General features: G+C 36.2%; 13 protein-coding genes. 2 read left to right on the top strand and 11 right to left on the bottom strand.

The window, feature by feature from the left end; all coding sequences use genetic code 11:
• Positions 1 to 64: 64 nt before the first annotated feature.
• The 11 genes from FJOH_RS18535 to FJOH_RS18480 form a co-directional block, all read right to left on the bottom strand.
• A complete protein-coding gene (locus FJOH_RS18535) occupies positions 65 to 2,098 on the bottom strand; it encodes a hypothetical protein (RefSeq protein ID WP_012025565.1) in 2,034 nt (677 codons plus the stop codon).
• A 152-nt stretch (positions 2,099 to 2,250) separates the two neighbouring features.
• Positions 2,251 to 3,048: a hypothetical protein gene (locus tag FJOH_RS18530; RefSeq protein WP_012025564.1), complete on the bottom strand. Its 798-nt coding sequence runs from the start codon at positions 3,046 to 3,048 to the stop codon at positions 2,251 to 2,253.
• 3 nt (positions 3,049 to 3,051) lie between these two features.
• The gene (locus tag FJOH_RS27025; RefSeq protein ID WP_158598121.1) at positions 3,052 to 3,219 is read right to left on the bottom strand and encodes a hypothetical protein; all 168 of its coding nucleotides are present in this window, start codon (positions 3,217 to 3,219) and stop codon (positions 3,052 to 3,054) included.
• Positions 3,220 to 3,446: 227 nt separating this feature from the next.
• Positions 3,447 to 3,917, bottom strand: a complete 471-nt coding sequence (locus FJOH_RS18520; RefSeq protein ID WP_012025563.1) for a JAB domain-containing protein — start codon at positions 3,915 to 3,917, stop codon at positions 3,447 to 3,449.
• A 244-nt stretch (positions 3,918 to 4,161) separates the two neighbouring features.
• Positions 4,162 to 5,478, bottom strand: coding sequence for a PcfJ domain-containing protein (locus FJOH_RS18515; RefSeq protein WP_012025562.1), 1,317 nt, complete (start codon positions 5,476 to 5,478; stop codon positions 4,162 to 4,164).
• Positions 5,475 to 5,885: a Cas9 inhibitor AcrIIA9 family protein gene (locus FJOH_RS18510; protein ID WP_012025561.1), complete on the bottom strand. Its 411-nt coding sequence runs from the start codon at positions 5,883 to 5,885 to the stop codon at positions 5,475 to 5,477. The genes FJOH_RS18515 and FJOH_RS18510 overlap by 4 nt, the downstream gene beginning before the upstream one ends.
• 23 nt (positions 5,886 to 5,908) lie before the next feature.
• Positions 5,909 to 6,271, bottom strand: a complete 363-nt coding sequence (locus FJOH_RS18505) for a DUF7222 domain-containing protein (protein WP_012025560.1) — start codon at positions 6,269 to 6,271, stop codon at positions 5,909 to 5,911.
• A gap of 39 nt (positions 6,272 to 6,310) precedes the next feature.
• A complete protein-coding gene (locus FJOH_RS18500; RefSeq protein WP_012025559.1) occupies positions 6,311 to 6,700 on the bottom strand; it encodes a single-stranded DNA-binding protein in 390 nt (129 codons plus the stop codon).
• A gap of 968 nt (positions 6,701 to 7,668) precedes the next feature.
• Entirely contained in the window at positions 7,669 to 8,340 is a 672-nt protein-coding gene (locus FJOH_RS26310) for a hypothetical protein (protein WP_012025558.1), read from the bottom strand.
• 162 nt (positions 8,341 to 8,502) lie between these two features.
• A complete protein-coding gene (locus FJOH_RS18485; RefSeq protein WP_012025557.1) occupies positions 8,503 to 11,649 on the bottom strand; it encodes a DEAD/DEAH box helicase in 3,147 nt (1,048 codons plus the stop codon).
• A gap of 1 nt (position 11,650) precedes the next feature.
• The gene (locus FJOH_RS18480) at positions 11,651 to 12,442 is read right to left on the bottom strand and encodes a hypothetical protein (RefSeq protein WP_012025556.1); all 792 of its coding nucleotides are present in this window, start codon (positions 12,440 to 12,442) and stop codon (positions 11,651 to 11,653) included.
• A 473-nt stretch (positions 12,443 to 12,915) separates the two neighbouring features.
• On the opposite strand from FJOH_RS18480, the gene FJOH_RS18475 reads away from it, so the two are divergent.
• Entirely contained in the window at positions 12,916 to 14,322 is a 1,407-nt protein-coding gene (locus tag FJOH_RS18475; protein ID WP_012025555.1) for a hypothetical protein, read from the top strand.
• 70 nt (positions 14,323 to 14,392) lie between these two features.
• The gene (locus FJOH_RS18470) at positions 14,393 to 15,100 is read left to right on the top strand and encodes a hypothetical protein (RefSeq protein WP_012025554.1); all 708 of its coding nucleotides are present in this window, start codon (positions 14,393 to 14,395) and stop codon (positions 15,098 to 15,100) included.
• Positions 15,101 to 15,105: the final 5 nt, after the last annotated feature.

Raw genomic sequence — 15,105 nt, 5'->3', positions numbered from 1 at the left:
GATGATACAACGTTATAAGGCTGACCTTATAAAACCTTATAGATGAGAATATCTGGAATTGGAATTATCGTGTGTAATTTTCAGAAATGTATTTTTCTGCCTCTTCTTTATACTGTTCGGATATGTTTGATATGTCTAGTTTTGAATTTATTTGCAGACCTATTTCATCGGCGATAATTTTACATAAAACTTCAAGGCTTCTATCAGGTAAAATTTTGCTTTCTTTTAATGCCTCAACGATTCCTCTAACTGCTCCTTTTTTCCTTTCACTTATATTTGCTCTGCCGTCTATGGTCAGGCCTAAATCTTCGAGAAGCTGCTTGATGAATTTTTGATTTTTTTTATTTGAAACGGTGTCAAATTCAGGCTTGATCTCTAACGTTTTTGGCTGTTTCAGCTCAAAGGCTATTGGCTGTGTATTGAGGGTTTCTTTCAAAAAGTCAGCTTCGATGGTTAAAAATTCTTTGAATAAAACGGAATATTTATCCACTGCATATTTAAAATCGCTTTCATCCTGGTACTGCTTGAATAAAAGTTCCCTCTGCTTTATTTCTTTAATCCTGCTTTGGAGATACATTACTTTTTTACTAGGCTCGGCGTTATCCAATATTTTTTGAAGTTTATTCAATGCAATGGTAAATACTTTTTGCAGTTCTTCGTGCACATTTTGAAAGTGATAATCGATCGGCATACCGTATTTGTCGTAATTTGAAAAAAAGTCCATTTGTGCTTTTTTTCCGGCCTTATAAAGTTTTTTATTTAGGACCATCTTATTTATCAGCATGTTAATGTCACTGAAGTCATTGTCCAATGTGATGAAAATATTTTTGTTGTCAAAAAAGTTATTATGTGCGACCAGTATTTCCCAAGCAAGTTCGCGTACAATAATCAATTCCCTAAGATTTTCTCCAGTTTCTCCTATGTTGTTTCTAAAGAAGGCATTGGTTGTAAAATAGTTTATCAGCACATGCTTTCTGTCATCGGCAAGCATGTGAAGAATATCTTTTTCTTTTATTTTATTATACCTGATTCGATTGGCATCATATAATTTTAAGAGATAATTTTTAACTTCTTTTTCGCTGTTCTCCTCATCGTTGATATAATTATACATTGCGTCGGCTAAGTTCTCTATTTCTTGAGCTGCTTCACGCTGGACCTTTTCCAGTTCTTTTTCATAATCAGGAAGAATATAGGTTTTCTGTATCTGCGATTCATTTACGAGCGAGTCAAGCCAAAAACCAATTTTTTCTACAGTATGGAAAACTAAAAATTCATTGGTGAAAACTTTTTCCGGCCCGCCCTGCATAACATCCGATAGCTTTTTAATGGAATTGTAGTCGGCTTTATTCCAGTGGAACTCATTATTTGCAAAAGACCTGTAGTTTTCCAGTAAAGCATCATTTTTAAATTCATCGAGGTTAAAGTCTTCAAAAATATACAATTGGGAAAGTAAAATTTTAAGATCATTGGCGTCATTCCCTGTGTAATTTATAAGATTGTCTATAACTGTTTTCTGCAGCATTATAAAATAAAAAGGGTCATCAATGCCAAGGCACTTCTGCTGGATTTTCTTTATAAGCATAGAGCTCTCATAGCTTATGATGGCAATTACGTTTTCCGACTGCCATTTGATAATCTTGTAAAAGTCTTCCTCGCTTAAATTGCGATATTGCGGGTAGTGATGAAAGAAGCTGTTAATTTCCCCATTAACGAATTTTTCGTAAGTATAGACCGGACTGTCTGCCAAGAGTTCATTTCTCTGGATGCGCAGTTTATTTCTATAGATGCCAAGGAACAGCGCTTTTTTTAAATCCTTAGTTTCATCAATATTCAAAAGGTACGCACGGCTTGCGAATTGTGAAACCAGCCATTCGGCAGAAGTACAGTTTTCAATATAGAAGGGATATTTTGATTTCTTGACTTTTCGCTTGACCAGCTTAAATTCCTGATCGATAATTTTCAGACTTTCAAAAATATCAAGTCCGTTTATTTTTTTGGTGATATTTCCTTTATAATGATTTTCAGCTTTTTTTTTGGCGGCTTTCAGACTGGTAACCACTACGGATCTGATACTGCTGTCTATTGGTCTATTGAACATTCTTAAAGTCTTTTAAATTTTATGTCTTTACATTTGCAGTGAAGCTGATTTATTTTAGTGCAATTTTTGCAATGCGGCCTTATGAAAAGATATTTATTATTGGAAAAAGAAGTTAGATCTGATATTGCTTTGGTTTAAAAAGCTCTGCGCTTTTATAGGTTTTCCCCTGGAGCAAGTTCAATCAGGTTTTGTCTTTCCGATGCGGTGATTTCGGTTTCGTCAATTTCCTGCATGGAAAGATAGCGGAAATTGATATTAATGATATCCGAGTTTGGAATTACCAGATACCTGCTTGAGATCACGTAATACTGCTGCTCCGGATCGTTATCGTTTTCGAGATATCTGCGTATGGGATTTCGCAGGTGCACCGCTTCAAGGTCTCCCTTGCTGTCTATGTAGTAATTAAAATATTCTCCTGTATACAGGACACTTCTGCCGTTCACTTTACACAAAACATTTATTATCTTATCGGTTATCTCTTCATACTGGTCCGGCACGTCGGGAAAATCAAGACATTCTCCGGTAAAGATGTAATGCCATTTATTGGAGAATCTGAAGTATCGGACTTTTCTATCGATGTGGCGCTTCCTTACAAATTCCCTAAGTCCGAGACCCGCAAAAAAAGACAGGACAAATAGAATGAAGTTGTAGGAAAAGATGGCGTACTTGAAATTTCCGAGCTGTCTGAAGCTGTCCTCCGATTTAGCCGGCACTGCCAGAATAAGATTGCCCAGCTGTTCAAAGTCGACGCAGTAGCTAGTGGCATTGTGCAGTACAGCAATAAAAATGGTATGGAAGGCCAGTGAGGGAATGATCGACCATGTCAAATCATTTACAAGATTCCTATTGTAATCCTTAACGCTTAATTTTGAAGAATTATAGGCATTTCGGGCAATAAAGCCGGGGGCAAGTATAACAAACAGCAGGATTGTCGTAAATGCGATATTCATATTTTAGCCCAGTTCGCGAACTCTAAAATATTTTTCGCCTATTTTTATAACCTGAGGTTCAGAGCTTACCGAACTGATTTTGTGCGCAATCCTAACCAGACCGCTTCCTATTTCCGGGGTGCGGTGCGCTTTGATTACGGCTTTTTCTCTAGCTGGTTCTATTTTGCTCATTTTAAAAGTTTTAAACATGTCAAATATACAACAATTTTTGTTCCAAATTATTTTTTCGCGCCTAAATCAGCGCAGGTCTGTTTAAACGGCAGGACTGGGCTCCAGATCCGGGAGGCTGCAGACGCTTTGTCATATTAGAAGTGCGGACATGTTCATGGTTAAGAAAAAGAAAAAAAGAGGATCCGCCGCGGTGGGAACGGCGGAATCTCTTTTTATATAAAACGGCGCTAGAGGGCGCCGTCGTCTGCAAATGAGTAGTAAGACTCGGATGAAATGATCAGATGATCCAGGATTTTCACATCAAGAAACTGTCCGGCCTTAACTGCTTTTGAGGTTATCTGTCTGTCGGCATCAGAAGGAGCCGTGTTTCCGGAGGGATGATTGTGGATAAGGATCACATTAACCGCAGCCGCCTTGAGCGCGGCAGTGAATAATAGGCGGATATCCACAACAGTCCCCGCGATGCCTCCTGATGACATTTCATATATTCCAAGCACTTTGTGGGACTGGCTGAGCAGCATGATTTTGCACTGCTCGATAAATTCAATCTTATTTTCGTCCCAGTTCTGGAGCGCCAGTTCGTAGGCTCTTCGGGACGATGTTATTTGAGGACGCTGTGATGCGCTGACTTTTGATCTGTATATCAGTTCAATTTCTGAAATGATGTCCAATTTCTGGGTTTCTGCCGCTGTTTTCATGGTGCAATGATTTAAGATTAATAACAGCACTTCTGGCGGGCAGAGCAGAGCGAGCGCAAAAAGCAACGCAATAAAGCGAAGCCCCGATTCGCATTTATGGGGGAATTTTTTGCAGGCGAACCGCGTGCTGTGCCCGAAATTTGTGATGGTATTTAATCTAGACCTATACCGCTTTAAAACTTAGATAGGCTGCCAGGCTTTAAGGTGTCTGCTCCGCAAGAAAAAAGCCGGAATAGTTCCGGCTTTAAATTTCTTTGGCTGTCGTTGTCTTTTTCTTCATGCGCGCCTTTATCTGGTAAAGATTTCGGTTCATAAGCCGTAATATCTGTCTATGGTGTTTTGATGCATTGTTTTTCAATCCCCTGCACTGGATGATTTCCATATTTTTAAGGGAAAGCTCAATGGTTTCCACAGAGCAGTCATCCACTTTAGCGGAAAGTATAAGGGAATTTTTTTTCTTGTAGTACTCGTTGGTAAACACGCAGTGGCTGAGGTTGTCGCCCTCTTCCATAAATTCCCGTACATTTTCGATTACCGAAACCGTCAGTTTTTTTTCGGAAAAACAGAGCCCGAAAAATTCCTTTTTCTCCTCGGCATAAACACTCTGCGCCTGAAGTATTTCCGAGCGCATCTGTAAGAGATATTTTTTTCGCTGAATGGCTCGTTTTCTGCTTACAAGCCTATCGTGGGATTCAAGCAGGTTTTCAGGACAGACATATGACGCACAGCTGAGGTCTTTTTTGAACCATCTTAAAAGGCTTATATAATCCTCCCAAATCCCGTAGTCGGAAATAACATATCCATGCTTAAGGCAGGTTTTTACCGCCTGCCAGTTCTGTTTGAGGTGCTGTTCATGCGAAGTCAGATAATACCTCAGCATAGAAATCTGAGACAATTTCAAGAGCGTTTCAGCAAGTGGATCTTTCAGCAGGGCAGAGAAAAGAATCTGCGGTGGGATATTATGGAATGCCGTTTTAAATCCGTTTCTTTTAAGAGAACTGACCACTTTCTGCTTTGGATAAACCCTGTAGGGTGCAATGCAAAATTTGGTAGAGTTCTGAAAATCCTTTGGGCGAATTTCAAGGGGAGAGTAATATTTCCATTGGTCGTACGCCTGAGAAAATACATTACAGCTAAGCGACATGGTGCGCACTTCTCCTTTAGGATTAATCCAATGCTGCATGACCTCTTTATGAAAATAGGTCGGCGCAAAACCTTTCTTCATCTGCTTGTGGGAACAGATAATGCGAACCACCTGAAAATCTGCTGTGGTGTCCAATAAAGCGGAGTATTCAATTTCCTTGAAATGCGTTTTGTTATAGGGCTGCATCTTAAGTTTTCCCTGACAGGCGGTGCATTTGATATAGTCCTGGCATTCAGGTGTACGGCTGTCAGGCTTCCAAGCGTGAGAGCAGTCCAAACAATGAAATTTACCACGAGAAAGAACGCCCCATTTAAGGAAAATCGTCTTTTCCGCCCAAGCGGTCACATCAGCAGATATAGGTGCAAGTGATGCGCTGAGCGCTGTAATCTGTTTTTCGATGATGGTTTTTGGTGTCATAGGTCAAAAAGCGTTAGGGTTGTCTGTGCCTGTTTGGCGGTCTTTTGCAAGGGAATGTCTGTTGCAGGAACAGGTGCATCGGGAATAACCTGTTTGGCATTTTCTGCAATAGGGGCGGGAGCGGAGAACAAATCAGCCTCTTTAGGCTGATTTGTGGTCACTCTGCATCTTATGTCGGGGAGGTTTCCGATAGTGTCATCGGTGTAGTATGTTACCGCCATGTCGAAAATCTCGCTGTCGTCAAATGCGCACTCTCCCGTTTTCTTTACTTCTGAGATGATGTATTTAAGGCAGTTTTCCACATTCTTTGAAGCCTTTTCTAGCATCGGTGCAAAAGCCGCATCCGAGAGCGATTTCCCTTTCAGGAAACCCTCTATCCTTGTTTTGAATTTTTCTGAACCTTTCATAAGGGATGTTTTAGGATTATAGGCTATTTCTCAAAAGAGCTTCTGTAGATGTCAAAACAGTATTCCTCGAAGCATAACCAGCACATAAAAGTGTAGTGGGGCAGACGGTGGCGGTTTTTCACCGCTTCGCCAAGGGAATCCTCGATTTCTTCCCTGATATTTTCCAAATCATCAAGATGTTTGATATAGAAATTTTTACAGTCGGCGTGATAGATAAAATCTCCTATCATTCCGCTGATGCATCCCATTCTCTGCAAATCCTCCAAAAAGGATTTGAGCTGCTGCTTTTTAGTCCCGTCATAAGATTCCAAATCCGAGAGAATGATTTTATTGAATGCCCTGCTTACAGGATATTCGGCGTATACTGATTTTGAAAAGGCGTACATAACTATTATTTTTTAGGCTTATACATTTAAAATCCGACCTTAGAAAGGCAGGTCGTCGGGGTCTTTTTGATCCTGTTTTAAAACTGCCTTACTCTGCTTAGGAACTGAAGCATTATCGCTGACAAAGGCAATAATCTTGATGTTAGAGGTGTGAAAAGTCAGGCTTCCGTACGCCTGTGAATCATTTCCGATATAGACATTCAGTCCGATTCGTCCGAACAGTTCAACGGCAGTTCCTTTTTTAAGAAACTGCGCCACGCCTGTCGAGAGCCAGTAAGAGCAGTCGATGTAGGTTACAATTTTTTTAACCTCGGTACTGTTTTTAGGCTTGTAGCTGTCGTTTACGGCAATTGAGAAATTAACCACCTGTCTTTCTGCGTTTACTTTTGCTACTACGGCATCTTTTGTAAGTCGTCCAATGATTTCCATGATTCTAAAATTTAAGTGAGTAAAATTTTCAAGTCTCTTTCTCTCTCTCCCAAAAAGTATTTTCAAAAGAAAAAACGGGAAAAAAGAAAGCAAGAATCAAGTGGACCGCTTAAGGATGCGGAGTGCTATAAGTCCCGGAGGGCGGGGGAGGGACACGAAGCCGTTATGCGCATGCAGCGTCCGGGGGACACTATCTTGGCTGCCCTTTTCACCCGTTTCGAATGAAAAAACTAGAAGCAAATAAATTGCGTTTCAATAAAGAAATGAAAAATGAAGCAGTAAAGTATGTGGAATATTGGTAGACTGATCTTCGTATTATTTTAATAAAAATAAAAGTGGCAAAACGTCACAGATGGCCGCATCAAAGCAAATGATACTGTACGCAAAAAAACTGGTACTATTTAGTCGGGTTTAAAGCTAATGCTCTTTTTCTTTATCTATTGAGATTTTGGGATGTGAATTACAGCAAAATTTCAAGTATATGTCTAAGCAGTTTTGCCCTACATTATGCAAACCTTCTAATTGGAATGGAAAGTAAAGAATACCGTGCTTGCAAGAAAATGGCCAGCTAATTAAAGTATAAGTATAGTATTGTAATAAAGTATATTCTTGTAATTGTTTTGAAGTGAGTTTTATAAAGTGCATGAACCTGCAGAGTGTAATTTTCCCCGCTGAAGTCCTAGAATCTGAATGAATACTAAATAAATAAATTTATTTAATAGACCCTTGACTTCTGTAAACTTTGTCGAAATACTAGAGACAAGGTTTAAAATTATCTGTCAAAATTGGAAAAATAACTTGTATCGATGCGAATCGATAAACATTTGGCTTTGGTATGAAGAGATTATACATTTTTCTAAAAGCAGTGTAACTCCATTTTTGGCAAACAAATTTTGCTACAAAAAGTTGAACGGGATTCGTATTGTTTTAGCTTTAAATTTGTAATTATCTTAATTAAGGGATGTTTTTTAGTTTAATTCTTTCTTTAAATTATCTATTAAAATATTATAATAATGAATCATGACGGCTAATTCGTCCCCACTTTCAATAATAATGTGAGTATCCAGTTTTCTAGCCACAACCGCGTCGCAAAAGTTATTTAATTTATTTGTATTGTATAATAAATTCTGAAAATCATCGGAAGTCATGTTATATTCAAATAAATGTCCAAATCTACTGTCGAATGTAAGTATAAAGTGATAAAATTCCCTAAAGACTAAAGTTAACTTTCGAAATGATTTTAAGTGTTCTAATCTTACATCATCTTTTAGATCTTTATTCATAATAACATCTGTTGACGTAATTAAGTCAGTACCTATAGCAGTTATTTCTGGCAGAAAGGATGTTAGTTTGTCATAACAATCAAGCTTACGTATTAATAAATTTATTTTTTTGCTTTCTTCATTTGATTGTTTACTAACAATATGCGTAAGAAGACCAAGTATAATTAAACTGCTGAGAGAAATAACCGTATTGAGTGTTCCGCCGATAAAATCGCCAAAAGTTCCCCAAAGAGCAAGGTCATCAGAAAATCGTTTTCCGCCAAAATGATATAAAAAGACCATTATTGGCAATAACAGAAGTAACAATGATATTAATGAAATTATAAACAAAATGTTTTCTTTAAAGTATTTTTTCATATTTGTAATTTTTTTAAATAATTTCTAGTTTTCTTAATCAGAATCATAATATACTTTTAAAAATGAAATGATTAGCAAAGCACATTAATGCTATATCATGCCAAAGTATTATTAGATGTTTAATTATTTATAAATTGTATTTTATTATCTGATAAATAGCTGTTAAATTTCAAACATACGGTGTATTTGTACACGCATTAATGTTCTTCGTTTAATTTTGTATTGTAATTTTTCTTCAGTATCTAAACCTTCTTTTACCATTGTAGCTAGGTTTTTAATGACATAGGGTATTTCATCTGGTTCGTAGCCGTATGAGAACAATATTTCCTTGATTGTTAATGATACTATACCGAGAGCGAAGCTCTTATGCGGTACTAATCTCAAGATGAAATGTCTAGACTTGCTTAAATACTCGTCAGATTTTCCTGGAATCATTTCGTTTATAGTTTCGTAATTTTGGCCGCTAATATATGCCTCAAATATTGGCACTATTTTATGAAGGTTTTTACTGATTGCGCTGACGTCATAGTTTGTGACTTTTAAGCCCAGTGCTCTTGCTAACTGTGCGCGACTTGATGGGCTGGAAAACATCTCATAAATGTAAATTTCATCACTTTGTAGCCAGTTAACGAACCAACTAATCCAATCTGAAACTGAATAAGCGATAATCTGTTTCAAGTCTAATTCTGATATGCTCTTACTTAATTTTTCAATAATATTAGGATTGATACCAGTCTTAAGACTAATTGCTTCAACTGACTTGTCATATAGAAGATCATGCGAAAGATTTTCCCGCTTTATAATTAGTTCATTTATTTTCGCTGAAATTTTATCATCACCTTCCAAATTTGCTTTAAAAAATGCAAAAGAATTACTGAAAATTGCTTTTATTGAGGCTTCTTCTGTTTCGTCACTATGAAGGCGTAATAAGAGGCTATTAACATTTTGCGATAGCAGCTCATTATCATCAAATGCAGTTACTTCATCTAAAAACTGTGTCATGGGATCGTTGATTACAAGGCATTGGTCACTTTTAGCAAATACTCTTTTTTGTAGTTCAATCCAGTCTGTAGGAGCAGTTAATTTGTTTTCAAAAGTTATGATTTGACCTGGCACCAATATTGCTACTCCCTGTGCTGCGGTGCCAGCTCTTCCTGCTCTTCCTGCTGCATTTAAAATTTCATGAGCTAGTAATTTTTCGGATCCATCTGTATCTTCATCAAATCGATCGTCACCAGCAATTATAACTACTTCGGCTGGTAGATTTATACCTTGCGCCAAAGTCGCAGTCGCGACAATTGCGTGTATTCCTTCCTTAGATTTAAATAGTGATTCGTTTAATTGTCTTTCAATCGGTAGAAGTAGACCATGATGTACTGCAACTTGAAAAAGAGGATTATAGAATGAATATTGCAGATCTCCAAGCTCCATTTCAATACTCGTTATTCTAGCTTGATTTAGCTGGTTAAAGGTTTCTAATTCTAAATCTTTTTTATCAAGTTTTGAATTAAGTCTGCGGGCTGTGCTTTTTGCAGCGACAGGATTATTGACGAATAAAAGAGTTTTCATACCAGCATTTACAAAAAATGCTGCAAGTTCGCTAGCTACTGCATTTCTATTACTGGTAATTTTCCAATATGGACTGACTTCAAGGTTAAATTTTTTGTTAAAGAGCTTTCTAACAAAAAAATCATCTGGCTTGTCTGCTTCCCATTTATTTCGAAGGCTGTAAATCTGATGCGCTGTTGAATTAATCTGCGTTTTAAGCCTAGTTGGCACAGTCTTTCCATTATAATTCCTTCGAAAATCTGAGATAATTTTTTCTAGTTCTTTAATTTCATTTTTGGGATAAATTATACAACTTTGGAGTTGTCGGGTTGGCTTCCAATCAGAATTAAAAGTTTTACACTCCCTTCCAATAACACGTTCCACCCATGACGAAATTTCTTCTCCATTTTCAACCATCGCAGATATTAGTAAATAATCTGCTGCTGGAACTTCAGTAAAAAGTTTTAGTAAGCAATACATTGCGTCGAGACTTCTTTTATCAAGTTTTTCAGCACGGCCATGTACTAAATGAAACTCGTCAAAAACAATTAGTCCGATATCTTCAAAACTTTCAGGATTAATTGCTAGAAGTGTTAGACACCTTTCAGGTGTCATGACATTAATTGTTTCAAGAACTCCATTTTCAAAATCAGTAAATTCACCACCAATTTCTAATTTGTCTGAATCTATGTAATCAAAAAGGGTATTTAAATCACGATTTATTTGATCCTCTAGGGCATGTGTGGGTACCAAATACAATACTGATTTGCCTGCCATAATTGTAGAAGCGATTTTTAGCTCAGCTACTGTAGTTTTACCTGCACCAGTGGGAAAAGTTAACACAGCAGAGCATCCAGAATCCAAGAATCCAGAGTGCACTGCTTCAAAATGATTTTCCCATAGATATGGTCTAGATTCAGCAAGCTTTTGTAAAAACATATGCCATTCTTTTGGAACTGTTTCTGCTGGTGCTTTTACATTTATCACCCCTCTGCTTAAAAGCCGATCCTCTAAAATATCAAGTAGTGTGGCTAAGTGAAATGGAGCAGAATAGCACCTTTTAATTATTATATCCGTGAAAGTCATATCAATTGATGCCAAGTCGACTACATTTTTAAAATAGCTTTCCCTGGTCGATGTAATACCCAATAGTACTGATGCCATTTGCTGAAGGCCTAACAATAGCTGAAGCCACAAATAATCTTCGGCTTCTATGTCAATTTCATTATCATTGTAATCTCTGGTGGCGGGCTCAAGTGCTCGTAAGCTTCCAAGATTTCCCATAGCTAAAAGACGAATAGCATTTGATAATTGAAATTTAATGGAATCGTCAGTCCCAATTGCAATTCTTACAGCGATTTCTGCGGCATCAGCAGGACTGTCACCAATTAGAAATAATAAAATTGAGGAAATCCAATTTGGGACACTGTGAGATTCTAATGTTTGTGGGGAAAAAGAATATTTTTGATCCCTAATGAGTTGAAGTAAGTTGTGCGCAGTTCCAGCTACAAAAGCTGCTGATACCTGATTGCTGTCTTTCTTACTAAGAACAGTAAATGACTCTAAATTGTTTGCAAGTTTTCTTAACTCGTGAATATCTTTTTTTAGCTTTGGCGAAAGTTTTTTAGAACCATCCAAAGACATTCTAACTGAAACAATTCGGGCGTAAATTTTCGTTAGATACTGAGGTAGATTTTCAGTATTTAATCCCTCAATGTGAGGAGCTTTTTTAATGACTTCTTCCGTTGTAGTATTGTACATCTTATGGTCTTTGTGTTTCTAAATATGCATAAATCTCGGCGGAAAAATCATCCATCCATGTCCTTATATCAGGTTGACTGAATGTTAATGCTTGTCTTCTATTGTGATTTGTTCCAGATACACATTTGTCGTAACCTTTGAAAAGTCTTTTTCTTTTCTTCGCATTTGAATGGGACGATTTAGGAGTTATACCAGCTCTATAGATTCGATTCGAAATATTATAGATATCGTTTTCAATAATCCTGTCAATTTCGGCTTCACTCAAATTGCTAAGAAGTACCGTTATCTGGGTGACTAAATGGCTATCGAATTCACCTGTTTCAAATAAATTAAATTCCGGCCAAACATCATTTTTCAATGTGGTGCGTGGGTTTTCAGTATATTTATCTTCTGAAATTATTAAATTTTGAACTGTATTAGCCGTAGTTAATATTAAGCCCAATCCATCTATTCCGTGCTGTGCGGGGTTAGTATGAGGGGCCTGTAACATCAGTTTTTGACCGTGTTGTTCCACACGTAATGATATCCAAGTCATCATTTGGAAAAGCCATCCGTCACGTTTCCATCTTTCAACATCTGTTTTAACAACCAGTTGTCTTTGTGCGCGATTTATCATTTGATCGGTAGAAGCGGATACATTTCGATGTTTAGCTGCAAGGATAGTTGCGACATGGCTATGTTTTCCTAATAATAATAATCCAACATGCGATGCAAGTAGTTTACGATCATTTACCGTAAGCTCAATCTCGTATAATAATGGATTATGGTTAGTTCTTGAATAGTTGTATGGCATAGTGTATGAAATTTACTGTGAGAAAGTTAATTATTTATTTAGATATTGATGACGAATTAGTTGCACAAACTGTAATTTTTATTTGATTTTTGCTGAAATAGAAGACGGAATTTACTTGCGAAGTCATTTTTCTTCTGAATTATATTCTCATTTGTCAATGATAAAAGACTTGTGAGTCTGGTTCTATTCCCGACATTGTTTCTAAAAGAACAGACAAACAAGACTATTTATCTTAATTCGTCATAAGAAATCAGATGTTCCGCTATAGAAAAAAAAGGGAAAGTAGAAGTAATAGCCAATTGTTTGCTCAGATTGTGGTAGGGGAACAATCTACAATATGTCTGCTGTTTACTGTATGCACTATCTTGGCTATATTTTTTCGAATTAATAATGTTTTTTTATTATTTCATTATAACAGATCTATCTTTGAATGTAAATTCATATTTTTGATTGAAATCAAATTTTCTCTGTAAATGGATATTATAAGTGACGTCGAAGTAAAAGTTGAATTAGATAATATTGCTGGAAAATTTCCTGCATTTAGCGGTAAAAATTACCCACTAGAATATTTAGGAGCCAGAGAATTTGAACTGCTATCATATTTTATTTTTAAAAAAGATATCGAAAATGGGATCTACAAGAATAAAATTGATTCGGTCTTACTTATGAAGGGAGGCAGTGATCGTGGAAGGGATTTATTGCTTCAATTCAAATCAAAGAATGTTGGGATATTACAATGTAAAAGATATGAAGGATTAATAACCAAGCCGGGACTTGGTAGAGAAATTATAAAGTTTGCAATTCATGCTATAAAGGATAAAAGTTTAATTACTGACTTAGAAGACTTCACATATTATTTTGTCGCACTAAAAGGATTTAATGAACCGGCGACCAAGTTTTTAACTGATTATAATAAAGATGCAATAGATGAGGTATTGTTAAAGCCTTGGACGGAAGAAGTATTAGCTGACAATGAATCATTAAAACATCTAAAATATGAGAATATTTTTGATGATCTTATTTCAATTCTCAGTAAAATAAAAATAGAGCCAATTACCGGGCATGATCTGGATCAGAAACTAAAAAATAGCAAAGATATCTTAGCTATGTTTTTCGAAGTTGAAAAAGTTGCGAGTGAAGATATGCTTAGAACGGTACTTGCTGAATTTACTGGTTTTAAAAATGATCAAGATTTAGAAAAGTTACGTGTTAAGCTTCAGCATATCCCAAAAGAAAAAAGAATGTATTTTGGTTTGTTTGATGTCTACGGATATGATTTAGGTTTTTATAAAAGGATTACGAGAGATGCAGAGCTAATTAATAAGTTAACCGTAATCAGGTCTGAATTTTCTAAACATTTTGTAGAATATTTAGGTGAAGAAATAAATAAATACATTTTACTCTTTATTTCAGGAAAGACTGATGTTTCCCCATTTACTAAATCCATACTAAATCCATATCTGTTCAATAAGTTTGCAGCAATTTACAGCAGAAGTGAATTAGGTTTTTTAAAAGACCTGCTTACCGAAGGTGCAGTAGCAGATTTAAAAGAATCAATTGAAGACCACAAAAACGATGCTTTGAAAATTGGTCAAATGGTTTTAAATGGTGATTATTCTTCCTTTTATGGAGAAGGAGAACTGTTGGAAATGAAAATAAATTTAGCTAAATTTCTGTATTGCGATTTTAATTCTGTGGATGAGATGGATACCCGTTTTAAAGAAGACATGAAAATCGTTAAGCCTATACTAGATTATATAGAGTCGGAAATTCAAAAAATAATGCCTACCAATCCTACAATTATTTTGGGTAATGGAGGATTGGGTGAGTCGGAAGAAGAACTTAGAGAATTATTCGAAAAAGTTCAGAAGCTCAATTAGACTGACGTTTAATATTTTATGTATTTAAAGGAGGATCTGTTAAGTACATTAATTTACCAATTGTAAAAATATGGATAAGGAGAATGAGTTTGAAAATTCATTAGGAAAGACTTTGTTGGAATCTGACTTAAGTAAGGTGTCAACGGAGGTTTTAGAAGCGGTATTGGATCAGCATTCAGGAGTTGAAGGAATCTTAAAAGATCTACCAGTTATTGGAGCTATAATTGGAGCCGGAAAAACGATACTTTCAGTTCAAAATTATTTGTTTACCAAAAAACTGCTATCGTTTCTTAAGGGATTATCAGAGGTTGATATGGAAGTAAGGAAAGATGCTGTTTTGAGAATTAATTCAAGCAAAAAATATGGACAATCGGTTGGCAGTAAATTGCTGCATATAATTAACAATGCTCACGATCATGTTTCCTCTGCCTTAATAGCAAAACTTTTTGTTGCTTTTATTGAGGAGAAACTTTCTTATCAGGAATTTTGTAAAGCATCAATGATAATCAATAGGATTGATTTCTATGACCTTGAAGAGTTTTTGAAACTGCCTGATAATGCCTATGGTCAAAACGGAACTAATGGAATTGGTCTAGAGGAACTAGATAATTTTCTTATAAATGCCGGATTATGTTCAGCAGAATCAAACTCTGTTAGTGTTGAAGATCAGGATGATTGGAAATCCAGCGAGAAATATGTTGTCAAGGGAGGAGAAACTTTAATTTACAGAACAAGTATCGGCACAAAAATTTATCAAATACTTTCCATTGACAATTAAGGTTT

This window comes from Flavobacterium johnsoniae UW101 (assembly GCF_000016645.1).
GTDB lineage: Bacteria > Bacteroidota > Bacteroidia > Flavobacteriales > Flavobacteriaceae > Flavobacterium > Flavobacterium johnsoniae.
This window is presented reverse-complemented; position numbering and strand designations above follow the sequence as displayed.

Excerpts from the sequence above, each read along its gene's own strand:
- FJOH_RS18470 (WP_012025554.1), top strand. The coding sequence starts at position 14,393 with ATGGATAAGGAGAATGAGTTTGAAAATTCATTAGGAAAGACTTTGTTG.
- FJOH_RS26310 (WP_012025558.1), bottom strand. The coding sequence starts at position 8,340 with ATGAAAAAATACTTTAAAGAAAACATTTTGTTTATAATTTCATTAATA.
- FJOH_RS18475 (WP_012025555.1), top strand. The coding sequence starts at position 12,916 with ATGGATATTATAAGTGACGTCGAAGTAAAAGTTGAATTAGATAATATT.
- FJOH_RS18520 (WP_012025563.1), bottom strand. The coding sequence starts at position 3,917 with ATGAAAACAGCGGCAGAAACCCAGAAATTGGACATCATTTCAGAAATT.
- FJOH_RS18530 (WP_012025564.1), bottom strand. The coding sequence starts at position 3,048 with ATGAATATCGCATTTACGACAATCCTGCTGTTTGTTATACTTGCCCCC.
- FJOH_RS18535 (WP_012025565.1), bottom strand. The coding sequence starts at position 2,098 with ATGTTCAATAGACCAATAGACAGCAGTATCAGATCCGTAGTGGTTACC.
- FJOH_RS18480 (WP_012025556.1), bottom strand. The coding sequence starts at position 12,442 with ATGCCATACAACTATTCAAGAACTAACCATAATCCATTATTATACGAG.
- FJOH_RS27025 (WP_158598121.1), bottom strand. The coding sequence starts at position 3,219 with ATGAGCAAAATAGAACCAGCTAGAGAAAAAGCCGTAATCAAAGCGCAC.
- FJOH_RS18510 (WP_012025561.1), bottom strand. The coding sequence starts at position 5,885 with ATGAAAGGTTCAGAAAAATTCAAAACAAGGATAGAGGGTTTCCTGAAA.
- FJOH_RS18500 (WP_012025559.1), bottom strand. The coding sequence starts at position 6,700 with ATGGAAATCATTGGACGACTTACAAAAGATGCCGTAGTAGCAAAAGTA.
- FJOH_RS18505 (WP_012025560.1), bottom strand. The coding sequence starts at position 6,271 with ATGTACGCCTTTTCAAAATCAGTATACGCCGAATATCCTGTAAGCAGG.
- FJOH_RS18515 (WP_012025562.1), bottom strand. The coding sequence starts at position 5,478 with ATGACACCAAAAACCATCATCGAAAAACAGATTACAGCGCTCAGCGCA.
- FJOH_RS18485 (WP_012025557.1), bottom strand. The coding sequence starts at position 11,649 with ATGTACAATACTACAACGGAAGAAGTCATTAAAAAAGCTCCTCACATT.